This window comes from Paraliomyxa miuraensis (assembly GCF_026337845.1).
In the GTDB taxonomy this organism is placed as follows: domain Bacteria; phylum Myxococcota_A; class Polyangia; order Nannocystales; family Nannocystaceae; genus Paraliomyxa; species Paraliomyxa miuraensis.
Window position 1 is genome coordinate 57,055 of sequence record NZ_JAOVZF010000151.1, and the last position, 26,094, is coordinate 83,148.

The 26,094-nt window shown below is 70.1% G+C and carries 20 protein-coding genes; 16 read left to right on the plus strand and 4 right to left on the minus strand.

Annotation, left to right across the window (positions count from 1 at the left end; all coding sequences use genetic code 11):
• Positions 1-10: 10 nt before the first annotated feature.
• Complete coding sequence (locus OEB96_RS18310) at positions 11-277, minus strand: acyl-CoA-binding protein (protein WP_266217385.1); 267 nt, start codon at positions 275-277, stop codon at positions 11-13.
• 262 nt (positions 278-539) lie between these two features.
• On the opposite strand from OEB96_RS18310, the gene OEB96_RS18315 reads away from it, so the two are divergent.
• Positions 540-2,639, plus strand: a complete 2,100-nt coding sequence (locus OEB96_RS18315; RefSeq protein WP_266217387.1) for a protein kinase domain-containing protein — start codon at positions 540-542, stop codon at positions 2,637-2,639.
• A 37-nt stretch (positions 2,640-2,676) separates the two neighbouring features.
• Here the strand turns inward: OEB96_RS18315 and OEB96_RS18320 are convergent, their stop codons facing one another.
• Entirely contained in the window at positions 2,677-4,197 is a 1,521-nt protein-coding gene (locus OEB96_RS18320; protein WP_266217388.1) for a class I SAM-dependent methyltransferase, read from the minus strand.
• Between the two features lie 238 nt (positions 4,198-4,435).
• Here OEB96_RS18320 and OEB96_RS18325 point away from each other — a divergent pair, with 238 nt between their 5' ends.
• The 9 genes from OEB96_RS18325 to OEB96_RS18365 all read left to right on the plus strand — a co-directional run bounded on the left by OEB96_RS18325 (position 4,436) and on the right by OEB96_RS18365 (position 15,695).
• Positions 4,436-6,499: a GNAT family N-acetyltransferase gene (locus OEB96_RS18325; RefSeq protein ID WP_266217389.1), complete on the plus strand. Its 2,064-nt coding sequence runs from the start codon at positions 4,436-4,438 to the stop codon at positions 6,497-6,499.
• A gap of 34 nt (positions 6,500-6,533) precedes the next feature.
• Positions 6,534-7,886, plus strand: coding sequence for a glycine-rich protein (locus tag OEB96_RS18330; protein WP_266217390.1), 1,353 nt, complete (start codon positions 6,534-6,536; stop codon positions 7,884-7,886).
• A 75-nt stretch (positions 7,887-7,961) separates the two neighbouring features.
• Entirely contained in the window at positions 7,962-9,146 is a 1,185-nt protein-coding gene (locus tag OEB96_RS18335; RefSeq protein ID WP_266217392.1) for an acyl-CoA dehydrogenase family protein, read from the plus strand.
• A gap of 7 nt (positions 9,147-9,153) precedes the next feature.
• Complete coding sequence (locus OEB96_RS18340; protein ID WP_266217393.1) at positions 9,154-10,287, plus strand: acyl-CoA dehydrogenase family protein; 1,134 nt, start codon at positions 9,154-9,156, stop codon at positions 10,285-10,287.
• Positions 10,288-10,357: 70 nt separating this feature from the next.
• Positions 10,358-10,705, plus strand: a complete 348-nt coding sequence (locus OEB96_RS18345; RefSeq protein ID WP_266217395.1) for a DUF1304 domain-containing protein — start codon at positions 10,358-10,360, stop codon at positions 10,703-10,705.
• Between the two features lie 118 nt (positions 10,706-10,823).
• A complete protein-coding gene (locus OEB96_RS18350) occupies positions 10,824-12,089 on the plus strand; it encodes a hypothetical protein (RefSeq protein WP_266217396.1) in 1,266 nt (421 codons plus the stop codon).
• 65 nt (positions 12,090-12,154) lie between these two features.
• Positions 12,155-13,633 (plus strand): MFS transporter, encoded by a 1,479-nt coding sequence (locus OEB96_RS18355; protein WP_266217397.1) that lies wholly within the window; start codon positions 12,155-12,157, stop codon positions 13,631-13,633.
• Between the two features lie 176 nt (positions 13,634-13,809).
• Positions 13,810-14,682 carry a hypothetical protein gene (locus OEB96_RS18360; protein WP_266217399.1) on the plus strand — a complete coding sequence of 291 codons (873 nt, stop codon included), beginning with the start codon at positions 13,810-13,812 and terminating at the stop codon, positions 14,680-14,682.
• On the plus strand, positions 14,679-15,695 hold the full coding sequence (locus tag OEB96_RS18365) for a hypothetical protein (protein ID WP_266217400.1): 1,017 nt from the start codon (positions 14,679-14,681) through the stop codon (positions 15,693-15,695). The genes OEB96_RS18360 and OEB96_RS18365 overlap by 4 nt, the downstream gene beginning before the upstream one ends.
• 20 nt (positions 15,696-15,715) lie before the next feature.
• On the opposite strand, the gene OEB96_RS18370 is transcribed toward OEB96_RS18365, so the two are convergent.
• Positions 15,716-16,510 carry a hypothetical protein gene (locus tag OEB96_RS18370; RefSeq protein ID WP_266217402.1) on the minus strand — a complete coding sequence of 265 codons (795 nt, stop codon included), beginning with the start codon at positions 16,508-16,510 and terminating at the stop codon, positions 15,716-15,718.
• Positions 16,511-16,885: 375 nt separating this feature from the next.
• Here OEB96_RS18370 and OEB96_RS18375 point away from each other — a divergent pair, with 375 nt between their 5' ends.
• The 6 genes from OEB96_RS18375 to OEB96_RS18400 all read left to right on the plus strand — a co-directional run bounded on the left by OEB96_RS18375 (position 16,886) and on the right by OEB96_RS18400 (position 25,499).
• Positions 16,886-20,275, plus strand: coding sequence for a methylmalonyl-CoA mutase family protein (locus OEB96_RS18375; protein WP_407674647.1), 3,390 nt, complete (start codon positions 16,886-16,888; stop codon positions 20,273-20,275).
• Positions 20,276-20,365: 90 nt separating this feature from the next.
• Positions 20,366-21,433: a hypothetical protein gene (locus OEB96_RS18380; RefSeq protein WP_266217406.1), complete on the plus strand. Its 1,068-nt coding sequence runs from the start codon at positions 20,366-20,368 to the stop codon at positions 21,431-21,433.
• A gap of 183 nt (positions 21,434-21,616) precedes the next feature.
• Positions 21,617-22,048, plus strand: coding sequence for a hypothetical protein (locus OEB96_RS18385; protein ID WP_266217407.1), 432 nt, complete (start codon positions 21,617-21,619; stop codon positions 22,046-22,048).
• 9 nt (positions 22,049-22,057) lie between these two features.
• Entirely contained in the window at positions 22,058-22,630 is a 573-nt protein-coding gene (locus OEB96_RS18390; protein WP_266217409.1) for a hypothetical protein, read from the plus strand.
• 7 nt (positions 22,631-22,637) lie between these two features.
• The gene (locus tag OEB96_RS18395; RefSeq protein WP_266217411.1) at positions 22,638-23,351 is read left to right on the plus strand and encodes a hypothetical protein; all 714 of its coding nucleotides are present in this window, start codon (positions 22,638-22,640) and stop codon (positions 23,349-23,351) included.
• A 126-nt stretch (positions 23,352-23,477) separates the two neighbouring features.
• Positions 23,478-25,499 carry a hybrid sensor histidine kinase/response regulator gene (locus OEB96_RS18400; RefSeq protein WP_266217412.1) on the plus strand — a complete coding sequence of 674 codons (2,022 nt, stop codon included), beginning with the start codon at positions 23,478-23,480 and terminating at the stop codon, positions 25,497-25,499.
• 20 nt (positions 25,500-25,519) lie between these two features.
• On the opposite strand, the gene OEB96_RS18405 is transcribed toward OEB96_RS18400, so the two are convergent.
• Complete coding sequence (locus OEB96_RS18405) at positions 25,520-26,071, minus strand: RNA methyltransferase (RefSeq protein WP_266217414.1); 552 nt, start codon at positions 26,069-26,071, stop codon at positions 25,520-25,522.
• Positions 26,072-26,094: the final 23 nt, after the last annotated feature.

A 26,094-nucleotide genomic window follows, 5' to 3' on the forward strand; every position in this document is an offset into this window, starting at 1 on the left:
CTCACCTGGGCTAGGACTCGCCCCCGTCGAGCTCGTCGACCAGCTGGATGTAAGCGCGCTTGGCCTCGTTCTGGCTCATGCCCTTGCGCGTGGCCCATGCATCGTACTTGGCTCGCCCGCGCGCATTGGTGAAGCCGGGACGCTCGCCGTTCACGTCGCCGACCGTCGCCTGCTTGTAGAGGCTGTAGAGATCGAGGAGTACGTTGGTGGGTGGCTTGCGATCGAGCAGCTGCGAGCGGTCGACGGCGTACTCGAAGTCTTCGTCGAGATTCTCCATTGAGGTCCTCCTCGTGGCCTGAGACGGTCGCCACGCACGACCCATGGTGTACCCCCGCCGGGGCCGCGGTGTCGACCGCGGAGCGTGGGCGCGGACGGCCCTGTTTCCAGGTGCGACCCCGTGGGCTGACGCCGGAGGAGGTGTTCTCGAGCTCCGATCGCCGGCAGTTGTCCGATCCGGTTCGCGGGTGAGACACTGCGCGGGTCTGGTGAGCGTAGAGCCAAAGCGACCCAAGCAAGCGGCTCCGGACGGGGACACGGTCATGCTGGATGGTCCCGGCGTGCAGGGGGGTCGTCGGACCGAAGTGCCGTCGAGCTCCTCGGGGGACGAGCGCCGGATCGGACGCATGGGCCGATTCACGGTGCTCCACGAGATCGCCAGGGGCGGGATGGGCGTGGTGTTCGAGGCCCTCGACGAGCGGCTCGATCGCAAGGTCGCCATCAAGCTGCTGCACGGTCGCGCCGGCGAGACCGAGCACGCCCACGAGCGGATGATCCGCGAGGCCCGTGCGATGGCCAAGCTGTCGCATCCCAACGTGGTGCAGGTGCACGAGGTCGGGGACTACGCGGGCCGGATCTTCGTGGCCATGGAGTACGTGCAGGGCCGAACCCTGCGCCAGTGGCTCGAGGATGCTCCGCGCTCGTGGAAGGACGTGCTGGAGATCTTTCGCCTCGCCGGGCAGGGGCTGGCGGCCGCGCACCGGGCGGGAATCGTGCACCGCGACTTCAAGCCCGAGAACGTGATCGTCAGCAGCGACGGGCGGGTCAAGGTGCTCGACTTCGGCCTGGCGTGCTGGCAAGGCCAGGTCGCATCCGAGGACGCCGCCGTGTCTGCGGAGCGACCCGTGGTCCCCAGGTCTCCCGAGCGCAGCGGGCGTGGATCACAGGCCAGCCTGACCAAGACCGGGTCGATCATGGGGACGCCGGCCTACATGTCCCCGGAGCAGCACAAGGGGCACCCGGCCGATGCTCGCAGCGATCAGTTCAGCTTCTGCGTGGCGCTCTACGAGGCGCTCTACGGGACCCGGCCATTCGAGGGCGACAGCCACGGCGCGGTGGCCAAGGCGATCCTCGAGGGCGAGCCTCGATCGCCGCCCACCGACATCCAGGTCCCTCGCTGGCTGCACCGGATCCTCATGCGCGGCCTGTCGCGCGAGGCCTCCGAGCGCTTCCCCTCCATGGAGGCGCTGCTGGGCGGATTCCAGGACTTCGAGGCGCGCGTGGACACCCGCAACGTGGCGATGCTGCGACTCGAGACCGGGCTGGGCACTCCGCTCATGCTGGCATTCTGGCTGCTCGACTGGTTGTTCCTGCCCGAGTACGTGTTCGTGGCGCTGGTGCTGCGGCTGGTGATCTGCAGCTATGCGGTGACGATCTTCATGCTGTGCCGACGACGGCCGCGGTGGGTCGAGCGCCACGTCACCGCGCTGGCGTTCTCGGTCAACCTGGTCGCGGGGTGGGGACTGTCGGCGATCGTGTGGCTCGAGGGAGGGCTCGAGTCCGCCTACTACGCGGGGCTCAACCTCCTGGTGCTGTGCATCGGCATCATGTTCCTGTGGACGATTCGCCGGGCCCTGGTGCTCAACGGGCTGATCTATGCGTTCTACATGAGTCCGCTCTTGTTGGGCTTGCTCGACGCCCGCGACTCCGCGGTCATCCTCTCCAACCAGTTCTTCTTGCTGAGCACGATCATCATCACCGTGGCGGCTCAGCACCAGCGCTACTCGCTCGAGCGTCGCGAGTTCCAGGCCGAGCAGGAGCGCGTGCTGCTGCGCGAGGAGATCGACGCGATGATGCGCGGCGGGCAGCGTCCGGAGCTGTACAACCGCGCGCAGTTCCTGCTCTTGGCCGAGGACGAGCTCGCCCGGTGTCGCCGCTACCAGCGACCCCTGTCCTGCCTGGTGCTGGGCATCGACGGCGTGGTGGACATCGGTGCGCGCCACGGCGACTCGGTGGTCGACGAGATCCTGGTCCAGCTCGGGCAGCGCCTGGTCAAGGACGTGCGCCAGTTCGATCTGGTGGGCCGGTATCACGGGGACGAATTCGTCCTGCTGCTCCCGGAGACCGAGCCGGGTCGCGCCCGGGAGGTGGCGGACCGGCTGATCGGGACCTTGGCCCGCACCCCGGCGTTCACCCGGGCCGGGACCATCGAGCTGAAGCTGAGCGCCGGGATGGCCAGCCTCTCGTCCGAGACGCAGGAGCTGTCGGTCCTGCTGGCGAAGGCGATCGAGGCGCTCGAGCAGGCCAAGCACGAGGGGGGCATGCGCACCATCCGTCACGAAGAGCTGCTCTCCACCAAGCTGCACACGTCGGCCATCACGAGCTCCAGCTCGAGCCGGAGGAGCGACGCCGAGGAGTCGTGAGCCGCCCGCGGGGTCGGCTCGGTCATCCAGGGGCTCGTTACGGCGCGGGCCGGGCCACGTGCAGGAACATGCAGCGCTCGGTCCGGTCGAGCACGAGCCCGACGTCGGTGGGCTCGGGGTCGAGCCCTTCGGCGAGGGCGAGCATCTGCGGGGGTTCGCGGTAGATCAGGTGCCACGCGGTCGCGTGCTCCATCATCCAGCTGCTGGCCGGGTCTTCGCGCAGGTTGCCGAGGAACAGCTCGCCGCCGTCGCGCAGCCGTCCGTAGAGGCGCTGAACGAGGCGGCGGGCGACCGGGTGGGGGAGGTAGTCGAACAGCCCCGACGAGTAGATGAGATCCATGTCGCGCAGCATGTCGCGTGCCACCGCGACCTCGGCCTCGTCGCGGGGCCGCAGCAGCTGCATCACCGAGAAGTGCAGGGCGCTGAGCCTCACCTTGGCCAGCGCCTCCCTGCGGTCGGCGAGCACGTGGCGCACGGCCCGATGCGCGTGGGCCAGCGCGTCCTCGTCCTGGTCGAGCAGGTACAGATCGATCGGCTGTCGGATCTTGGTGACCTCGGCCAGCACGTGCTGGATCTCGAGGGCTGGCCCGCAGGCCAGCGAGAGGATGCGAAGGGGGCGCTCTTGCCGAATGCGCTCGCGCAGGATCTCCCGCAGCGTTCGCTCGCGGGAGACCACCGTGTGCGCGGTTGGATAGCGCTGCGCCGAGTAGTGCAGGAACCGGGCAAAGAGGGTGTCGCCCTCCATGACGGGGGTGAAGAACAGGCGCATCAGCTCGAAGTCGCCGGCATAGCCCTGGGGCTTGTCGTAGGCGCGGCGGTGGGCCGGGCCGATGTACACCAGCGGCAGCAGCAGGTGCGCCGCGTAGTCCAGCCCGGCGGTGCGAACCTCGGCCGGCAGCTCGATGGTCAGGGCGTGGAGCTCGCGAAGCATGGAGTGATACTCGGCACCCCAGGTCGGGAACAGCTCTTCGAACAGGTTGCGCTCGTAGTTGGTGGCCTGCGTTCCCGGGATCGCCGCTTCGATCTGGTCGAAGAAGTCAGCGGTGCGCTTGAGCAGCTGCGCCAGGTCGGCCACCGCCGCGCGCCACTGCGGAGGGAGCAGCTCGCGCTCGGTTCGCTGGGTCTCGAGCACGGTCTCGAGTGCGCTGGTCGAGGCCATGTCGCGCAGCTGCAACATGCGTAGGTCGAGCAATCCGGAGATCAGGCGCAGCCCCAGTCGTCGAGGAGGACCCTCGAGCAGGTTGACGACGATCGCACGCTCGCTGGCGACGGTCGCATCGTCCTGGATCAGACGGACCTCGTCGATGAGCGTGCCCGGGGTCAGCGCGGTGGCATCGTCGAGCTCGATCCCCAGCCCGGTGGGCGAGATGTCGAGGACGGTCATCGGCTCGGTCGTGTGGGCTGCGTGGACGAGCACGCAGGTCAGGGGCGAACCCAGGTCCTTGGCCTCGAGGCGCGAGGGACGATAGAGGAAGGTCTTCGATGCCCCTCGTAGGCCAACGTGCTCCGCGCCGCGATGCCCAACCCGGTGGGCGACCGTCTTGTCTTGCTTCACCACGATGATTGTCGCCTTCTTGCGCTCGAAGGATCGCCACCAGAGTGCACTCGTTTCATCCCAATGCGGGTCGGTATCCTAGGGCTTTCCACCAAGATGACGTCATCGTGGGGCGCTTCTGAACACTCGTTGCGCATCCTCGTCCCCTTCCACCTGGAGCCGGTCGCGAGAGGGTCGTGCGCAAGTGCCCGTGTCCTGCGCATCATCCGCTGGCGCTCGGATGAGAACCTCGCAGACGCTCATGCCTCGTCATCGACGATGCCTCCTGCTCCGGGGGTCGCGATCCGCGACGCGCGAGGCTGCGCTCGCGCAGCTCGATGCCTGGGGCGAAGCCACGGTGCTGTGGATCGGCGAGCCATCCGAGCAGGATCGCTTCGAGGTGGTCCGGCCTCGCCGGGTGTCGACGGTGCTCGGTCGCTCGTTCGATGCGGTCGTGCTCGATGCCCACGACGGCATCGATGCCGACGTGCTCGGCCAGAGCCAGGGCCTGGTCTGGGGCGGGGGAGGGCTGCTGCTTCGCATGGCGGAGCCAGGGGCCGGTCCCTCGCGTGCGGCTCGGGAGCGACTGGCCGCGATCCCCTACCGCCCAGGCGACGTGGGCACGCGATTCGACGCGCACGTGGAGCGAGCGCTGGCGCGAGCCGAGCGAGCGTCCGGGCTGAGCGCGGGACCTCCAGCCCATGTCGTGACCGGGCACGCCGAGCAGGCTCGGGTGATCGAGCGGTTGTTGCGGGCCTGGTCGGGCCCGGGCCCCACGCGGGTGGCGGTGTTGGCCGATCGCGGGCGCGGCAAGTCGAGCGCGCTGGGCTTGGCGCTCGGGAGGCTCCTGGCCCGTCGCGAGCCTCGTGTGGCCGTCAGCGCGGCGCATGCGGCAGCGGTGGCCGAGGTGCTTCGCTTCGCGGCGGGTGAGCGCAGCCCGACGTTCGTTCCGCTGCCCGAGCTCGTCTTCGGCGAGGCGGGATGCTGGGACGTGATCGTGATCGACGAGGCGGCGCAGCTGCCGGTGCCCATGCTGCGGCGGCTGGTGGAACGCCACCCCGAGGCGCACCTGGCGTTTGCCACCACCGCCCATGGCTACGAGGGCACGGGGCGTGGGTTCTCGCTGCGGTTCCTCGCGTGGCTCGAGCGTGGCCCGGTGCCGGTGCAGCGCCTGGGCCTTCGGCAGCCGATCCGCTGGGACGAGGGTGATCCGCTCGAGCGGATGGTCTTCGATGCACTGCTGCTCGATGCCGAGCCCGCACGGGTCGTTCCCGAGCCACCCGCTTGGCGCCGGGTGGAGACCGAGGAGCCGCTCGAAGCGGTACGCCTGGATCGCGACGCGCTGCTGGCCGACGAGATCCTGCTGCGCGAGCTGTTCGGCCTGCTCGTTCACGCCCACTATCGCACCACGCCCGGAGATCTGCATCGCTTGCTCGACGCGCCCAACCTCGAGCTGCACGCGCTGCGCCTGCATGGCCACGTGGTGGCCGCCACCGTCGTCGCCCACGAAGGCGCGCTGCCCGATGCGCTGGTCGACGACGTGCAGCACGGCCGCACCCGGCTGCGGGCGCACGCGCTGCCCGACGCCCTGGTCGCGCACCTGGGCAAGCGTGGGGCCGGTGCGCTGCGCATGGTTCGAAGCGTTCGCATCGCCACCCACCCCGAGCTGCGTCGTCGCGGGCTGGCCACGCGGCTGTGCGAGCACGTGCACCGCGAGCATGCGCCCGATCTGTTCGGCACCCTGTTCGGCGCGACGCCCGAGCTGCTCGCGTTTCGCCGCCGCATGGGCTACGAGGTCGTGCGCCTGAGCGCCTCGCGAGGGGCGAGGACGGGAGAGCCCGCGGTGATGATGCTGCGGGCCGAGTCGGAGGTGGCGCGGGCGTTGGTGACCGAGCTGCGGGCCGAGCTGGCCCGGGATCTACCGCGTCAGCTCGAGCTGTGGCGCGCCGACGAGGAGCTGCTGCTCGATCCCGAGCTGGTCGAGGCGCTCGTGCACGGGCTCCCGCCGCCGGCCGGGCTCACGGCCGCGCAGCGTGACCAGCTCTCGCGCTCGTATGCGTTCGGCCCCCGCACGGTCGAGTCGGTGGCCCTCGCCCTCATGCGGTTCGTGGACGCGCAACGCGAGCGGCTCGAGGTGCTCGCGCCATCGGAGCGCGCGCTGGTGGAGGGCCGCGTGCTCGAGGGGCACGGCTGGCGGCGCGTGGCGAAGGACGCGGGCCTGCCCGGCGTACCCGCGGCGATGCGCGGGCTACGACGCGCGGTGCGACGACTGATGGACGACCACCTGGGGCTGCCGTCCGGCGAGTCGGGCCCGAGGGTGGAGTGATACGCTGTCGCCCCCACGCCGCAAGGATCCACGCATGACCGCTCGACGCCGCGAGGCCCTCGTCTCGGCCCCTCTTGGTCTGTTGCTCTGCACCGCGCTCGCCGGCTGCTTCGCGCCTCCCGACGTTCCGCTCGAGACCGAGACGTTCTCCACGTTCTCTCCGCCGACGACCGAGGATGGCACGACCGCCGTCGACGGTACGATCTCCGTCGATGGTACGACCGTCGTCGGCGAGACCTCCGCCGACTCGACCAGCGGAAGCGAGCTGTGCGGCAACGGCGAGGTGGACGAGGGCGAGGAGTGCGATCTGGCCGCCAACAACTCCGACAACGCGGGCTGCACCAGCGACTGTCGCCTGGCCACCTGCGGCGACGGGCTGCTCTACGTGGGCCGCGAGGAGTGCGACGACGGCAACACCGACGACACCGACGAGTGCCCGTCCACCTGCGTCGAGGCCACCTGCGGCGACGGCTTCGTGTGGGCCGGCACCGAGCAGTGCGACGGGGACATCGCCAACGGAGCCTGCAACGCGTGCACGATCGCGTGCGACGAGGGCTTCGACGACTGTGATGGCGATGGCGCGAGCTGCGAGGTCGAGCTCTGCGGGGGCACGTGCGACCAGCCCGGCCCGCTCCCGGGACCGATCGAGTTCATGGTCTCGGGGGTGGTCGACACCTTCGTGGTGCCGCCGTGCGTCACCCTGGTGACCATCGAGGCCTGGGGCGCGCAGGGCGGAGACAACATCTCGCTCGTGGATCTCGGAGGACGCGGCGCTCGGATGCGAGGCGACTTCATGGTCGCGCCCGGCGACGAGCTGTCGATCGTCGTGGGGCAGCGGGGCACCAACGCGACCTCGGGCAATGCCGCCAACGGAGCCGGAGGCGGCGGCGGCGGCAGCTTCGTGTGGCGCACCGCGGGGCAGGAGCTGCTCATCGCCGCCGGCGGTGGCGGGGGCTCTTCGCTCACCAACAACGGCATGCCGCACTACCTGGGCAAGGACGGCGTGGTCGAGCAGAACGGCACGGGCAGCCGCAGCCACGACCAGTACGGCGACGCGCCCGGCGGGATGAACGGCGGCAACGGCAAGACCGTGTGCGGTGCCGGAGGCAACGGCTGGGCGAGCGTGCTGGCCAACCCCGCGGGGCAGACCGCGTGCAACTACGGCGGCAATGGAGGCTTCGGCGGAGGCGGCGGCAGCGGCTGCGCACCGAACATCTGCAACGACCTGCATACCGCCGGCGGTGGCGGCGGCTACTCGGGCGGGGGCGCCGGAGGGTCTTGCTACTACTACGGCGGTGGCGGTGGCGGCTCGTTCAACATGGGCGCCAACCCGGACAACAGCCCGGGGGTCCGCATGGGGGACGGGCTGGTCACGATCGCGTGGTGACGCCCGGTTGCCGCCCTTTCCCAGCCATACGACCGATCGGTAGACAAACTCCTCCCACCCGGTAGAATGCCGGCCATGGACCTCTCCTTCTCCGCCGAGGACCAGGCGTTCGCCCAGGAGGTGCGCGCCTTCCTCGCCGAGGCGTTGCCCTCCGACATTCGGGCCAAGGCCGAGATCGACGCTCCCTTCGATCCCGAGGAGACGATGCGCTGGCATCGGATCCTGTTCGACAAGGGCTGGGTCGCCCCGGGCTGGCCCGAGCGCTTCGGTGGCCCCGGTCTGTCGGCCACGCAGCGCTTCATCCTCACCGAGGAGCTCGAGCTGGCCGGCACGCCGCCGCTGTCGCCGTTCGGGCTCAAGATGGTGGGCCCGGCGATCATGCAGTTCGGCACTCCCGAGCAGCAGCAGCGCTTCCTGCCCAAGATCCTCAGCGGCGAGGAGGTGTGGTGCCAGGGCTACTCCGAGCCCGAGGCGGGCAGCGACCTCGCGTCGCTGCGCTGCCGGGCCGACGACGACGGCGACCACCTGGTGATCAACGGGCAGAAGACCTGGACCACCTATGCGCAGTACGCCGACTGGATCTTCTGCCTGGTGCGGACCAACGCCAACGTCAAGCAGCAGGCGGGCATCACCTTCCTGCTCATCGACATGAAGTCACCAGGGGTGGAGGCGCGGCCCATGCTCACCATCGGAGAGCAGCCCGCGTTCTGCGACACCTTCTTCGAGGACGTGCGGGTGCCCAAGGCCAACGTGGTGGGCCCGATCGACGGCGGCTGGACCGTGGCCAAGGCCTTGCTCGGTCACGAGCGCACGCTGCTGGCCATGGTGGGCTCCTCGCAGCGGCTCTTGCGACGGGTCAAGCGCATCGCGGCCGAGACGTTCGAGTCGGGCCGATCGTTGCTCGAGCATCCCGGCTGGCGCACCGAGATCGCGCGCATGGAGATCGAGCTCGAGGCGCTCCAGATGGCCAACTACCGCGCGCTGGCGGGCGCCCAGCTGGGCAAGGCCCCGGGGGCCGAGTCGTCGATCCTCAAGCTGCGCGGCACCGAGATCAACCAGCAGCTCTACGAGCTGGCCATGAAGGTCATGGGGCTCGATGCGCTCAGCTGGTACAACGAGGCCGGGGTCGTGCCCGACATGGAGCAGGGCGTTGCACCGCAGTTCTGCTACGCGCGAGCCACCTCGATCTTCGGCGGATCGAACGAGATCCAGCGGAACATCATTGCCAAGTGGATCCTGGGGCTGCCCAGCGGGAAGTGAGTGCACCATGGACTTTTCGTTGAGCCCCGAGCAGAAGATGCTGGCCGAGACGGTCAAGACGTTCGTCAAGCAGCGATCTCCCGTCGAGCGCTTCCGCAAGCTCCGCGCCGAGCAAAGGCCCTGGGACCCCGAGATGTGGGCCCACATGGGCGAGCTGGGCTGGCTCTCGGTCCCGTTCTCCGAGGACGCCGGAGGCTTCGGAGGCGGCATGATCGAGGTGGCGATCATCCTCGAAGGACTCGGCAAGGCGCTGGCCCCCGAGCCCTATCTGGCCTCGGTGGTGCTGGCCGGCTCGGCCGTGGCCTGGGCCGGCAACGCGGCCCAGCACGAGCGCTGGCTGGCTCCGATGATGGAGGGCACCCACGCGCTCGCGCTCGCGCAGGCCGAGCGAGCATCGAGATACGACGCGGCAAGGCCCTCGACCACCGCCGTACGCGACGGCAGCGGCTGGAGACTCTCGGGTGAGAAGATCTTCGTGCTCGGCGGGGCCCAGGCGCATGCCTTCGTGGTCTCGGCGAGCACCCCCGACGGCTTGGGGCTGTTCGTGGTCGATCCCGACGGGCCCGGCGTCAGCCGGCAGGTGCTGCGCACCATCGATGGCCACGGCGCGGCGCGGCTGCGGCTCGATGGCGCGAGCGTCGACGACGATCGCAGGCTGGGCGAGCCCGGCGAGCCGGCGGCCGCCGTGCTCGACCGCGTGCTCGATCGCGGGGCCGCGGGTGCGTGTGCCGAGGGCCTCGGGGTCGCGCAGGCGATGCTCGACATGACGGTCCAGCACCTCAAGGATCGCAAGCAATTCGGGGTCCCGATCGGCTCGTTCCAGGTGCTGCAGCACCGCGCGGTCGACATGTTCGTGGAGGTGCAGCTGCTGCGCTCGATGTCGGTGCTGGCCTCGATCCGCGCCGACGAGCCCGAGGTGGAGCTGCGCCAGCGCTCGGTGAGCGCCGCCAAGGCCAAGCTGGGCACGGCCGGGCGCTTAGTGTCGCAGCAGGCGATCCAGCTCCACGGCGGCATCGGAATCACCGACGAGCACGACATCGGGCTCTACTTCAAGCGCATGGTCGGCCTCGACACCGCGCTCGGCGACGAGACGTGGCACGTGCAGCGGCTGTCGAACCTGCCGGGCTTCGCGGGCGCCTGAGCACCGCGCCGCGCCGTGCCGTGCCGCGGGGCGATGGACGACCGCCCGCGGATCGTCGATCATCGGGGTCATGCTAGGCAACGCCTTCGCCCTGTTCGTGGCCGTCTCGCACCTCCTGTTCATGATCGTCGAGACGTTCCTGTGGACCACCCCGGGGGTTCGCAAGCGCTTCGGGCAGACGGCAGAGCAAGCCGAGGCCACCAAGGTGCTCGCGGCCAACCAGGGGATCTACAACGGCGCGCTGGCAGCCGCGCTCGCCTGGTCGGTGCTCGCGGGCGAGGCGTTCGCCACCACGGTGCTCCTGGCCTTCGTGGTGGTGGTGGGTGTCTACGGGGCCTACAGCGCCAAGCGCAGCATCCTGTTCGTGCAGGCCCTGCCCGCCGCGGTGGCGCTGACGCTGGTGAAGCTCGGGATGTAGCGCCTGGGCGGATCGGCGTGGTGGAATGGTGACCGGTGAAGGAAGCGCCCCTGATTCGAGCACGAGCACGAGCGTTCGGGCTCGCGCGCGCCGGATCACGGGGCTCGCCCTCCTGCTCGTGGTGCTGGCGCTGGCCTGGGCATCGCCCGGTCTGGTGAGCAGCAACGACGGCTCCCACCTCGCCCTGGCGCGGGCGCTGGTGCTGCGCGGCGAGACCACGCTGGGCGACGAGGTCGCGCTCACCTTGTGGGTCGATCGATCGCGCCGCGACGGTCACGACCATTCCGATCGCCCACCCGGTACCGCGCTGCTGGCCGCGCCCGCGGTGCGACTGGGCGCTTGGCTCGACCCCGCGCTGCTGCAGACGAGCCTGGACACCAAGGAGATCGTGGTGCAGCCCGCGGCCCCACGCTACGCCGAGACCTACGTCGCGCGGGTCCAGAGGCTGGGGCGGCGGGCCCCTCCCTTGCTTGCGCTCCAGGGCACCGCGCTGGCCCTCGCGCTGCACTGCGCCTCGGTGGCCGCACTGGGGCTCCTGGGGGTGCTCGTGCTGCTGCGACGCCGCGGTGCGAGCCCGGCGGCCCAGGCGTTCGCCGGCCTCGCGCTCGGCATCGGTTGCCTGTGGGGCCCGTACTCGACCGTGCTGTTCTCCCACGTCACCGCGGGGACCTGCGTGGTGTGGGCGGTGCTGGGGCTCGAGCTGGGGCTGGGACTTGGCCCGAGCGAACCGCACGCCGATCCGGTGCCGCGCCGACTCCCGCTGGTCCTCGCCGGCCTGGCCGCGGGTTGGGCAGCCTCCGCCGATTACCTGGTCGGGTTGCTCGTCTTCGGCGTGGGCCTGTCCGCGGTGCCCGTGCGGCGCTGGCTCGCAGCTCTGCCGTGGGTGCTCCTGGGCGCGCTGCCCATCGTGGGCGCGACCCTGGCCTACCACGACGCCGCCTTTGGCTCGCCGTGGAGCCTGGGCTACGACCACCACGCCAACTTCGAGTTCGCTCGCGAGCGCGCGAGCACCTTCGGCGGCAACCCGCTGCACGGCCTGTGGGTGCAGTGGGGCGCCGGAGCGGGCGCGGGGGTGTTGGTGCTCTCGCCCGTGATGCTGGTGGGGGCGGTGGGCCTGGCCGTCAGCCGCGAGCGTCGGTGGCTGCTCGGAGCCTTGCCGTGGATCCTCTTGCTCGCGGCCCACCGTACGCCCGCGGGCGGAGCGGCCGAGGATCACCGCTACCTCCTGCCGCTGATGCCGCTCCTGGCCGTCGGGCTGGGCCGGGCCTGGTCGCGCTGGGCCGAGGGCACGGGGCGGGCCCGGTTGGTGGCCGCGGGCCTCGTGCTCCTGGCCGCGAGCTCGGGCGCGTTCGCGTGGTCCCACGTGCTCGCGGTGTGGGGATAGGCCGCCGCCGAGGTGCTCGGCGAGTTTCTTGGTCTCGCCCCACCATCCGGCATGATGCCCCGGTGATGCCCCCGGCCTCGCCCCCGTCCGAGCCCCCCGCGCCCGACTCCGGTCGCGGCATCAAGGGCCCGTGGGGCTGGGTCACCACCACCTACTTCGCCGAAGGCTTCCCGTACACCATCGTCAACTCGGCCGCCGACGCCCTGTTCACGGTGATGGGCATGAAGCTGTCCACGCTGGGGCTCACCACCGTGCTGCACCTGCCATGGAACCTCAAGTTCCTGTGGGGACCGTTCGTCGACCAGTTCGAGACCAAGCGTCGCTGGCTCTTGGCCACCGAGCTCGTGCTGTGCGGGCTCCTGCTGGTGCTCACCCTCGTGGGCGGGGTCGAAGCGCCGCTATGGCTGCTGGCCGCGATCTTCATGCTGGTCGCGATCCTCTCGGCCACCCACGACATCGCCGTGGACGGCTTCTATCTCGAGGGGCTCGATGCCAAGGGGCAGTCGCGCTACGTGGGCTACCGGGCCGCCGCCTATCGCCTGGCCATGCTCGCCGTCAACGGCCCGCTCTTGGTGCTCGCCGATCTCCAGGGCTGGCGCGTCACGTGGGTGGTGTCGCTGGCGGTGATGATGGGGCTCACCGCCTATCACGCCTGGGTGCTGCCGCGTCCCGAGACCCGCCAGCGACCCGGAGGCGAGCTGCTGCGCATGGCCCTGCGCCCGCGGGTGATCGTGGGTGCCATCGCCATCGGGGCGCTCTGGCAGTGGGGACGCACGCACGGGTGGGGCGACGCGGTGGCCGAGGCGTTCGCCGCCATCCCCGGCCTCGGCACGATGTCGCTGCCCGGCTGGATCGGCCTGGGCCTGTTGCTCGCGGTGCTGCTGGTGCTCGCCCTTCTGCCCCAGGTGCGAGCATGGCTTTCCCGCCACGACTCCGACTACGCCCGCGCCTTCGTGGTCTTCCTCGAGCAGCCGCGCGTGGGGGGGCTGCTCGCCTTCGTGCTGCTGTTTCGCACCGGCGAGTCGTTCCTCCAGAAGATGCGCTTTCCGTTCCTGCACCGCGAGCTGGACCTGAGCCTCACCGCCTATGGCTTCGCCAACGGCACCGTGGGCCTGGCCGCGACCTTCGTGGGCACCTTGCTGGGCGGCTACCTCATCGCCCGGCACGGCTTGCGCCGCTGGCTGTGGCCGTTCTTGCTCGCCCAGAACGTGCTCAACCTGCTCTACGCCGGGCTTGCCCTGTGGCCCGAGCCCTCCGAGATCGGCCTGACCACCATCACCACGGTGGTCGCCGTCGAGCACTTCGGCGCCGGCCTGGGGACGGCGGTGTTCATGGTCTATCTCATGCGCTGCTGCGACCCTGCGCACAAGGCGGCGCACATGGCCCTGCTCACCGCGCTCGCCAGCGTGGGGTTCACGCTCGCGGGGGTGGCCAGCGGGGCCCTCACCGAGGCACTCGGCTACGGTCCCTACTTCGTGCTCACGTTCGTGGCCACCCTGCCCAGCATGGCGCTGGCGCTCGTCGTGCCCCACCTCGATCGCTGACCGGACGGGATTCGCGCCATGTGCGCCGGCCCGAAGGAGACGGTCGGGATCGTGCACCAGGGGCGTAAGGTCCCAGCTTGCCGGCCGTTGGGCGCTCACTCGGGACCAGTGGTCGCACGGCCATGGCCTCGGCTGGTGTACGCTCGACCCATTCCCAATCCGCTCGGCGGTTGATCGTGACTCCTCTCTTCGCTTCATTCCTGTTCGTGGCGGCGGCGCAGGCCGAGGCTCCCGAAGCCACGACCGAGCCCGAGTCGACGCCGGAGTCCACGCCCGAGACCACCGAGATGGTGGCCGCTCCGCTCGACGCGGCGCCCGACGGCGGCGACCAGCGCAACGAGGACATCGCCGCCAAGCCCGACGATGCCGACGAAGAGTACGGCCCGTTCTTCGAACCCGACGCTCCCTCGGACACCTCGTTTCCCACCACCGCTCGCAAGGGCAAGGCCCCGCTGCTGTCGGTCGCCAACGGGGCGCTCTGCTTCGTGGACGGATCGCACTGCAAGGTTTCGCTGCTCGCCGACGCCTCGGTGGCCGCGGGCCTGCGCGCGCCCGCCAGCAACAAGGGCCCCGACGTTCCCTACGCCCACTACGCGTTTCGTGGCGGGCTGGTGATGCGACCGCTGATGCTCGGAAAGAAGGACTGGCATCCGTGGGGGCTGGGCGTGGTCGGCAGCTGGTCGATGGGCACCGGGGTCGTGGTGGTCGAGTCCATGGACGGCGCCACCGACCAGGGCGAGACCGACAGCACTCCCGCGGTGCGGGTGGGCGTGGTCAACCAGCTATGGCTGTCGCAGCGACCCCACGCCATGCACATCGACTTCACCCTCGGCGCGGTCCGTAGCCCCGTGCTCGACTCGGGCATCCCGCTCGTCGGGACCCACGCCGAGGTGGCCTTTGGCTGGGGCGGCTGGGGAGCGGTCTACGCCTCGGGCGACTTCCTCGATCAGGACACCCGCATCGGCTTTGGCGTGCGAGCGCACGGCATCGCGGCGGCACCGCTCATCGCGCTGGCCGTCTTGGGCGCGGGCCTGGGAGGTGCGCTGTGATCGCCACGATCTCCAGTCTGGCCGTGGCACTGGCGCTGGCGCCCGAGCCCCCGATCCAGCGGCCCACCGCGCCCGTGAGTGCGCCCGATGCGAGCGCCCCCGCGACCGAGTCCGTGGCCGTCGAGGCCGAGGCGACGCCTCCCGAGGAGCCTCCCACGACCGACGTCGCCAGCGAGCCGACCGCGGAGGCCGACCCCGTAACAACGGAGGTCGAGGCGACCAGCGAGCCCGCGACCGAGGCCGCGCCGGCCCAGGGCGGCGAGCAGCTGCACGTGGCCACCGAGCGGCCCGGGCCGCCGTACTACACCGAGGAGGACCTCGCCGAGCTCCGGGCGCGCCACGAGGTCATCGTCGAGTCCCCGCCTCCCCGCGCGCCGGCGCGCTGGCGCTGCCTCATCGCCGATCCCACCTGTCGCCACACGTTCGAGCTGCAGGCCATGGGTGCCTACGCGCTACGGGTCCGCCAGGGCGACACGACCGGCGACTCCGTCGATCGCTGGAGCAGCGCCCGAGCCCAGTACGACTTCTGGATGAGCTTGCCCGCGCTGGCCGAGACCGAGGGCAAGAGCCGCTACACCCGGATCTCGCTCGGCCCCAAGGGCGGTGTGATCTTCAGCGACACCGGTGATCTGTGGGGCAACCTCGGCATCGCCATGCGCTACTGGCTGGGCCGCGGTCGCTGGGCACCCAGCATCGAGGTCACCTCGGCGCTGTCGTTCAAGCTCGGCACCAAGACTCCCCGGGGTGATGCCGATCTCGATCCCAAGTTCCGCATGGACCGCGGCCCCGTGGGCTTCACCGCCGACGTGGGCGTGGGCATCGGGGGCTTTGGCGCCATCGTGCTGGGCGGTCAATACGACAGTCCGCTCGCGCGCGAGGACATCCCCGAGGAGTATCGCGTGTACACCAGCGGGATGTTCTACGTGGGCTTCCGCGGCAACATCCTGTGGGGCGGGCCCGCGGCGGCGGCCGTGGCCGCACACGCCTCCACGCGCGGCGTGCAGCGGCCGTAGCCGGCCCGGCTCGGCTCGGCTCAAGGAATCATCGGGCAGTCGTTGGGCGTCGGGGGGTTCGCGACCTCCCAGCCCGGCCCGGCAATGGCGGTACGCCGGATCGATCGCTTGTCTCCCGAACCACTCACGTGGGGATCCTTCGGGATGCTGCCGTCGGCATCGAGCAAGTCGTTGTCGTTGTCGTTGCCGTAGATCACCGCATCCACGGGGATGGTGTCGGCCATGATGCTCGCCGCCGGGCCGAAGAACAGCGCGACCCCATTGCCTGGATCGGACGACTTGATCATGTTGGGATTGAAGTCCAATTCGAGGTCGAAGTTCGCGTTCTGGTTGTCTCCGTTGGAGATCGGCCCACCCACCACGAAGCAACCCCCGGCGCTGATCGTGTTGGGACCCATGACGCCGAGGTCCATCGTTCCGTGCGTGTAGTCGGCTCCCCCCCAGCCCAGACTGTAGTCACCGAGGTCGATGTCTCCCGCGCACGGGTTGTAGAGACGGACCCACTGCTCCATGTCCTCCCCGCTCTGGGGATCGTACTGCACCTCCGCCAGGACCGGCGTGCAATCCGGGATCCCACCCGTGGTCGTCTCCATGTCGCTCGTGGTCGTCTCGCTCGAGTCTCCCGACGAGGTCGAGGTCGTCGTTCCGCTGTCGTCCAGCGGTACCGTGGTCGCCGTGTCGTTCGTGGTGGTCGCGGTGCCGTCCGCCGAGGCCACCGTCGCGGATCCATCAGTGGCGGGCCCGGTGGTGGGCCCGGTGGTGGAGCTGGCCGTCCCCGTCTCCGTCTCGTCGGGATTCCCTCCGGTGGGGCTCACGACGCTCGGCGGTTCGGTACAGCCAACGACGAGCAGGAGCATCGTGCTCGGCCAGGCACGACGGTCGAAATCAGCGAGACGCACCCCGCGAATATCTCACAAACGTGGCTCGATGGTCATCGGAGCGGAGCTCGCGCTCGCATCCCGACCGGTCCTTTCGTTGGGTCGTCGCCCTGCGTGACGTTTCCTCCACGCCGCACGGCCCGAGCGGTGCGACCGCTCGTAGACGTCCAACGGGCCCTGCGGTATCTCCGAAGCGTGGATGGGACTCCTGCCGACAAGCCTGCCGTGCCTGCCCCATATCGTCCGCAGCACCACGTTCGCCTGGTGACGGCCGCCTCGCTGTTCGACGGTCACGACGCCGCCATCAACGTGATGCGACGAATCCTCCAGAGCTCGGGGGCCGAGGTCATCCATCTCGGCCACAACCGGTCCGTCAGCGAGATCGTCCGCTGCGCCATCGCCGAGGACGTCCAGGGGGTGGCCATCACCTCCTATCAGGGCGGGCACGTCGAGTTCTTCGAGTACATGCACGACCTGCTCGAGGAGGCCGGCGCCCAGACCAAGATCTTCGGCGGCGGCGGCGGGACCATCCTGCCCAGCGAGATCGAGCAGCTCCACGCCTACGGCATCGCCCGCATCTACTCCCCCGACGACGGCCGGGCCATGGGCCTGCAGGGCATGATCGACGACCTGCTGCGCCAGTGCGACTTCGCCACCACCGCGCCCACCCCCGAGCAGGTCGCCGGCCTGCGCTCGCGTGACCCGCAGGTCATCGGGCGCCTCATCTCCACCGCCGAGAAAGACCCCGAGCGCTACGCCGACCTGGCCAAGCACCTGCCCGCGGTGCAGGGCACGATTCCCGTGCTCGGCATCACCGGCACCGGCGGCTCGGGCAAGTCCTCGCTGGTCGACGAGCTCGTGCGCCGCTACCTCCACGACGACCATGGGGCCGGAGCCGATCGCACCGTGGCCATCATCTCGGTCGACCCCTCCAAGCGAAGGACCGGCGGCGCCCTGCTCGGCGATCGCATCCGCATGAACGCCATCGACGACCCGCGGGTCTACATGCGCTCGCTGGCCACCCGCCAGAGCAACCTGGCGCTGTCGCGCTACGTCCAGGAGTCGATCGCGGTGTGCAAGGCGGCCGGCTTCGATCTGATCATCGTCGAGACCTCGGGCATCGGTCAGAGCGACACCGAGATCACCGAGCACAGCGACGTGGCGCTCTACGTGATGACGGCCGAGTACGGCGCGGCCACCCAGCTCGAGAAGATCGACATGCTCGACTTCGCCGACGTCATCGCGATCAACAAGTTCGACAAGCGCGGCTCGCTCGACGCGCTGCGCGACGTTCGCAAGCAGGTCAAGCGCAACCGCCAGCGCTGGGACGTGGCCGACGCCGACATGCCGGTGTTCGGCACCATCGCCTCCCAGTTCGGCGACCCCGGCACCGACGCCCTCTACCGCTGCCTGATGCGCACCATCGCCGACCAGACCGGGGCCAGCCAGCTCGCGAGCGGGCGCGGGAGCGCGGCGAGCCAGGTCGGCGAGGTCGCCAAGCGCGCCATCATACCGCCCGAGCGCGTCCGCTACCTCGCCGAGATCGTCGAGAGCAGCGAGGCCTACGATGCCTTCGTCGACCGCCAGTGTGCGCTCGCCCGCACCCTCGATCAGCTCCGCGGCACCATCGAGCTGCTGCGCGCCAACATCGGCCGCGAGCGCATCGACCTCGTCGACACCGGCGACGACTCGGTGGTCCAGGCCGTCCGGCACGTCGAGGGCGAGCCCGAGTACCTCGCCGATCTCGTCCGCCGCTACCAGGAGCTCGAGGCCCAGCTCGACCACGGCTGCAAGCAGGCCCTCGAGGACTGGCCCGCCAAGCGCAAGCGCTACAAGGCCGACAAGTACCGCTTCGACGTGCGCGGCCGGGTGATCGAGCAAGACCTCTACACCGAGTCGCTCTCGCACACCAAGGTGCCCAAGGTCTGCCTGCCCAGGTACGAGGGCTGGGGCGACGTGCTGCGCTGGATCCTCACCGAGAACGTCCCCGGCGAGTTCCCGTTTGCCGCCGGCGTGTTCCCGCTCAAGCGCCAGGGCGAGGACCCCACCCGCATGTTCGCGGGCGAGGGCGGCCCCGAGCGCACCAATCTTCGCTTTCATTATGTGTCGAAGGGCCTTCCCGCCAAGCGGCTCTCCACCGCCTTCGACTCGGTCACCCTCTACGGCGAGGATCCCGACCACCGCCCGGACATCTACGGCAAGGTCGGCAACTCCGGGGTCTCGATCGCCAACGTCGACGATGCCAAGAAGCTCTACTCGGGCTTCGACCTCGCCGATCCCGCCACCTCGGTCTCCATGACCATCAACGGCCCCGCGCCCATGCTGCTGGCGTTCTTCATGAACGCCGCCATCGACCAGCAGTGCGAGAAGTACATCCGCGCCGAGGGCATGGTGGACGAGGTCGAGCGCAAGATCGCCGAGCTCTACGCCGCGAGGGGCGTGCCGCGCCCCAGCTATCAGCTCTACGGGTCTTCGGGGGGGTCTCCCGCCCTACCCGAGGGCAACGATGGCCTGGGCCTCTTGCTGCTCGGCGTCAGCGGCGACGAGGTGCTGGAGGCCGAGACCTACGCCCGCATCAAGGCCGACACGCTCACCAGGGTGCGCGGCACCGTGCAGGCCGACATCCTCAAGGAGGACCAGGCCCAGAACACCTGCATCTTCTCCACCGAGTTCGCCCTGCGCATGATGGGCGACATCCAGGAGTACTTCACCGCCCACCGGGTGCGGAACTTCTACTCGGTCTCGATCTCCGGCTATCACATCGCCGAGGCGGGGGCCAACCCCATCAGCCAGCTCGCCTTCACCCTGGCCAACGGCTTTACGTTCGTCGAGTACTACCTCTCGCGCGGCCTGCACATCGACGACTTCGCGCCCAACCTCTCGTTCTTCTTCAGCAACGGCATCGATCCCGAGTACTCCGTGATCGGCCGGGTCGCGCGGCGGATCTGGGCCAAGGCCATCAAGCGCAGGTACGGCGGCAACGAGCGCTCACAGAAGCTCAAGTACCACATCCAGACCTCGGGCCGCAGCCTGCACGCGCAGGAGATCTCGTTCAACGACATTCGCACCACCCTGCAGGCGCTCTACGCGATCTACGACAACTGCAACTCGCTGCACACCAACGCCTACGACGAGGCCATCACCACGCCCACCGAGGAGAGCGTGCGCCGGGCGATGGCGATCCAGCTCATCATCAACAAGGAGCTGGGCCTGGCCAACAACGAGAACCCCCTACAGGGCTCGTTCATCATCGAGGAGCTCACCGACCTGGTCGAGCAGGCCGTGCTCACCGAGTTCCGCCGCATCAGCGAGCGTGGCGGGGTGCTCGGCGCCATGGAGCGCATGTACCAGCGCACCAAGATCCAGGAGGAGTCGCTGTACTACGAGTCGCTCAAGCACAGCGGCGCCATGCCGATCATCGGGGTCAACACCTACCTCGATCCCAAGGGCAGCCCCACCATCATCCCGGCCGAGGTGATCCGCTCCACCCGCGAGGAAAAGGAGTACGCGATCGCCTCGCGCGACGCATTCAAGGCCCGCAACGCCGCCGTCGCTCCGGCCGCGCTCGAGCGGCTGCGAACGACCGCCCTCGAGCACGGCAACACCTTCGAGGCGCTGATGGACGCCGGCAAGGTCTGTACCCTGGGCCAGCTGTCGCGCGCGCTGTACGACGTGGGCGGGCAATACCGCCGTAACATGTGAGCCCCCCGATTTTGCCGGTCTGGGCGCTCCATCGCAGTTGAAATTCCTCCCCGGCCCGGGTGTGATCGGGCTCGGGAGGGGCAGCGGCGAATGAAGGGCTCGACGATCGTGGGACTGGCGACGAGCGGATGGCTCGGGTTGGCGGGCTGTGGTGGCAGCGATGGCGGTCGAGTCTCCGACAGCGGCTCGGGCATTGCCAGCGTCAGCGCGGGCACGGCCGACGGCAGCGGCACCGGCAGCGGCAGCGCCGACGGGCTCGACTCCCTCGACTCCCTCGACGACGGGGCCACCAACATGACCGGAGTCGACGACGGCATCACCCCCGACGATGGCTGCAAGAAGGTCGACTTCCTGTTCGTGATCGACAACTCCGTCTCGATGGAGGGCGAGCAGGCCGCACTCGTGGGGGCGTTCCCCGGCTTCATGGACACGATCCAGTCGACCCTGCCGCCCGACAGCGACTACCACGTCATGGTGGCCGACACCGACGCCTGGGGTCGCTGCAACACCGCCAACCCCTGGACCGGCCACAGCCCCGACCACAGCACCTGCAACGGGTACATCGAGCAGACCGTGTTCGACGAGTGCGACCAGGTCATGGGCGCCGGGGTGGTGCATCCCGCGGGCGAGTTCGCCAGCAACACCCCTTGCCAGCTCCAGGGGGGCCATCGCTACATCGAGGCGAGCGAGCCCGATCTGGGCGCTGCATTCTCCTGCATGGCCCAGGTGGGCACGGCGGGCCACCCGTCCGAGCGCCCGATGGACGCGATGGTGGCCGCCTTGGCTCCCGGCATCAACGGGCCCGGGGGATGCAACGAGGGCTTCTTGCGCGACGACGCGCTGCTGGTCGTCACCTTCATGAGCGACGATCCCAACTACGAGGACGCCGACGGACCCCAGCCTTGGTACGACGCGGTGGTGCAGTACAAGCTCGGCGATCCCACCGCCATCGTGGTGCTGGGCCTCACGCCCGCGTGGGAGGACTGCGGAAGCGGCGGCCCGCCCAAGGGCGAGCACTGGGCGGAGTTCATCGCGATGTTCGGCGACCACGGGATCCACGGCAACGTCTGCGGCACCGCCCAGGAGTACGTGGACTTCTTCCAGATGGCGGTCTCCACCATCGGTGATGCCTGCAACGAGTACGTGCCACCGGGGTAGCGGCCCAGCCGACCGAGAGTCGGCCGAGAGCCGACCGAAAGCCGACCGAGAGCCGACCGAGAGCCGACCGAAAGCCGACCGAGTACCGACCGAGCCCGTCGGGACGGGCGAGCCGGCCGCTCCTCGCCGCGCCGACCATGGAGGTTGCGCCGCCGTGGGCGATGCGTCATCGTTTCGAGCGGCATGTCGACGCGCCCCCCCCAGGATCGAAGCCGACGCGGGATGCCCCCCGTGGCGCTCTTGGGGGTGGCGGTGCTCGTCGCCCTGGTCATCGCCTATCTGTCGGACTGCATCCCGGGGCTCGGAGCCGGGGGCGATCCGGGGGTCCCGTCGTCGCCCGCGACTCCTGCCCCCGCGACTCCGCCCTCGCCCTCGCCCTCGAGCGCCGACGCGATGCCAGCCCGCATCGCGCTCACCGTGCAGGGCGACTCCTGCCGCCAGGGCTCGCAGCCCGCGGCCTCGTGCACCGAGGTGTGCGCCGCGCTCGACCGGACCCACGCCGCCGAGGTCGAGGTCGAGGTCGAGGCCACCGAGGGCCGTCACGGGACGGTCGAGCAGCTCCGCGAGTGTCTCCAGCAGGCCGGCTTCACCAAGGTCCGCGTCCACGCCGATTGAGCCGCCGAGATGATCCTGAAGACCCTGTTCGATCCCCTCGGCATCGTCGTGCTCGTCGTCGTGCTCGCGATGATCGTCGTCTCGCTGGCATGGTTCCGCGCCGCGCAGCAGCAGGCCGACGTGCTCCAGGGAGGTCTGCAGGTGCTGCGCCGGGTCGGGCGGCAGCTCGCCCCCGAGCACCCCATCCGGCGACGGCTCGAGTCGGCGCCCGTGGTCGACCTCGCATTCGAAGAGCTCGCCCGGCTGATGGCGGGCGACCGCGTGGCTCCGGCGGCCCAGGTGCTCGTGCGGCTCACGGGCAAGATCGCCTGGATCGAGCGCTTCGGTCAGTTCGCGATCCACCTAGGGATCCTCGGCACCGTGTTCGCCCTCGTGAGCTCCGACCCCACCGATCTCGAGGGCTTTCGGGCTCGGCTGCCCAGCGCGCTGGGAACCACCTTCTGGGGCCTCGTCGGCGCACTGGCGCTCTCGTCGATCGCCGGGGTCTGCGAGGGCCTGCTGGCACGCGCGCAGCTCCACGTGCGGCAGGCCCTGCTCGAGGGGCTCGAGCAGCTGCCGGGCGGCGGCGAGGCGGAGGGCTAGCGCACCCATGGCGCGCCATCGTCTCGATCTGCTGCCCTTGCTCGACGTCTTCATGGTGGTGTTGTTCGTGTTCGCGACGATCCAGGAGCAGCGCCTCGACGACACCACGCGCGATGCCCAACGCCTGGAGGAGCGCGTGGCCCAGGCCGAGCGTGCGCTGCAGGTGGCCCGGGCCGAGCAGATCGCCGAGTCCTCGAAGCACGTCAGCGCCATGGACGAAGCGCAGGCGCAGGCCCAGGACCTGCGTCGCGAGCTGCTCGACTTGCAGCACGCCCTCCACGCCCAGCGTGACGAAGCTCGTCGCACGCTGGCCCGCGCGGGGGTCTCCGAGCAAGCCGTCGAGCGCATCGAGCTGCTGTCGAAGGTGCTCGAGAAGTACGGCGTGGTCGAGATCGACCTGGTCGCCGACGGCGAGGAGGGCGAGCTCGGCACCCGCTGCTGCTATCGGTCCGATCCTCTCTCGGACGACTGGCGCTCCTGTGGCCGGGTTCCCGCGAGGCTCGAGGACCGTGCCGTCTGGCTCGATGGCGGTGCGGGCGGATTGGTCGACGCCCTGCGGCGGACCAAGGGAGGCAACGCCATGACCCTGGTGCGTCAGCACGAGCACGAGGCGGGGTACCGAATCGCGCAGCGCCTTGCCGAGCAGCTCCGCGAGCGCTTCACCGACCAGCACGTGGTTGCCGAAGTCGAGCCCGACCTGGTGCTCCGCTGCGCCGACTGAGCTCCGATGGTGGCCGAACGGCCACCCTGCTGCTTGGGCCTCACCGGCCGCCAAGCGGCCTGTGAGGAGTGTCCACGCCGAGCCGGCTTGAGAATCCGCGGCCGTTCCCGAACAATGGCTCGGTCGGTGGCCGAACTTCCCCACTCCGCGCGCGGCCGGTCCTCGCCGCCCATCGCGCTGAACTTCGATTCCTCGACATTGCTCGAGGATCTCGATGTCGGCGTGATCGTGCTGGGGCCGTCGGGCGAGGCGGTCTACGCCAACCGCTTGGCGTTGTCGCTGGTGGGAGTGCCGCGCGAACAGCTGCTCGGCGTCACCTCGTTCGATCCAACCTGGGACATGGTGCGCCCCGATGGCACTCCGTTTCCGCCGGACGAACGCCCCGATGCTCGCGTGCTCGCGACCGGCAAGCCCGTGCGCGACGTGGTGCTGGGTCTGCGGCGCGGTGATACCGAGCGCAGCTGGTTGCTGGTCAACGCCATCCCCCACATCTCCCACGACCGCGTGCCCTACGTGGTCGTCACGCTCAGCGACATCTCGTCCGAGCAGCGTCGCACCAGCCTGCTCCAGCAGATCAAGCTCGAGCTCGAGCGGGCCGTGGAGCATCGCACGACCGAGCTGGCCTCCAGCGTCGAGGACCTTCGGCGCACCACCGAGGAGCTCGAGCGCAGTCGTGCCACGCTCGAGCGCGTCACCGAGGCCGTACCCGGCACGCTCTTCCAGGCCTTGCGGCGCGCGGACGGCGAGGTACGGCTCCTGTTCGTCAGCGCTCACCTCCGTGACCTCTGTGGCGTGGAGCCGGCCGCCGCGATGGCCGAGCCCGGCCGGCTGCTGACGCTGGCCATCGGCGACGAGCTGCCCGGAGCCGTCAAGGCGCTCGAGGACGCCGAGCGCACCCAGACCACCTTCGAGCACGAGCTGCAGCTCCGCAGCACCGGAGGCCGTGTGCGCTGGGTTCGGGTCCGAGCCGTTCCCCGGACCGAGGCCAGGGGCGTGGTGTGGAGCGGCGTGGCGCTCGACGTCACCGAGCAGCGAAACATCGCCCAGCAGGTCCAGGTCACGCAGACCCGCGAGGCGATCGGCTCGATCACCGCCGGCATCGCCCACAACTTCAACAACGCGCTCGCCGTGCTGGTCCCCAACCTCGAGGAGAGCCTCGCGACCGCCCCCGAGCCGATGCGTGCGTCGCTGCAGGAGTCGCTGCAGGCGGCGTTCTCCACCGCTGCGCTCGTCAAGCAGCTCATGGTCGTCGCCCGCGGCGGCCTCACCGATCGCACCGAGCCCGTGGACATCGTCGCGATGATCCGCGACATCGCGGCGCTCTGCCGCCGCATCTTCCGCGGCCGCGTCACCGTGACCGAGACCGTCGAGGTCGGCTGCGCGCGCGTGATGGCCCACGGCGCGTCCTTGCGTCAGGTCTTGCTCAACCTGTGCATCAATGCCCGCGACGCGCTGCACGACGTCGACGACGGCCACATCGAGCTCGAGCTCCGCGTGGCGGGGCGTAGCCCGGGGAGCTCGGTCGTCCTGAAGGTGCGCGACGACGGCTGCGGCATGGATGCCGCCACCGTTGCGCGCATGGGCGAGCCATTCTTCACCACCAAGGACCCCGGAAGGAGCACCGGCCTCGGTGTGGCCTCGGCCTACGCGACGGTGCGCAACCTGGGCGGGGCCATCCTCTGCGAGTCCACGCCCGGCAAGGGAACCGCCTTCACGATCTCCTTGCCCTTGCTCGACTTCGGTGAAGAGCGAGCGCGGCAGCCCACCCCGCAGCGGGCTGCGCCCGATGCCGTCGCTCGTGGCCGCCTGCTCATCATCGACGACGAGAGCCTGGTCCGCAGCGCCCTTCGCAAGGTGCTCACCCGTCGGGGCTTCTCCGTCGACGAGGCCGCCAACGGGCTCGAGGGCCTGGCTCGCGTGGAGCAGGCCCCCGAGCCCTACCAGGGCGTGCTGCTCGATCTCTCCATGCCCGGGATCTCCGGTGAGCGCGTGCTCGAGCAGCTCCGCGTCACCCACCCCGATCTACCGGTCGTCATCCTGTCGGGCTTCGTCGAGGATCCCGCCAAGGTCGCTGCGGCCAACGCCGTGCTGCACAAGCCGCTCACGTCCAAGCTGCTCGTGGAGACGCTCGATCGCGTGCTGGTGTAGCCTGCCGCCGAGCGGCTCGATCATGCGGGGGCCAGCAGGCGATCGAGCAGGATGGCGAGGGCGCTGCGTACCGACAGGTGGTTGAAGCCGGTCCCGGCGTCGATCGGCTCGAGTCGAACGTCGGCCTGCTCGAGCACACGGGGGGCCAGGCCCCACGCCTTGCCCACGAGCAGCAGCATGGCCTCACCGTCGTGCAGGCGTCGTCGCACCGTGCCAAAGCCCAGGTCGCGACCGGACGCGCGGGCGCTCGTGGCCACCACCGTGGGCGCCACCCCCAGCTCGTCCTCGTGCTCGCCCACCACCGTCTCGAGGTCGGGCGCCCACGCCGTCTTCGAGAACGCCCCGCGGGCCTCGTCGCGATCCGCAGCCGCATTGCCGTGTGCAATGAGCCGCTCCACCAGCGCCCGCTGGGCCGGCACCGGGTTGACCACGTAGATCCGCCGCAGCGGATACGTCAGCGACAGCCGCGACGCATCCATCACGTCGAAGTGATCGACCGTGGACGCGATCTCGTCCCCGCGGCGATCGAGCACCGGGTGGTGCACCAGAGCAACCGTCAGCGTTGGCGCCACGCTGCCGCGGAGCATAGCCGGAG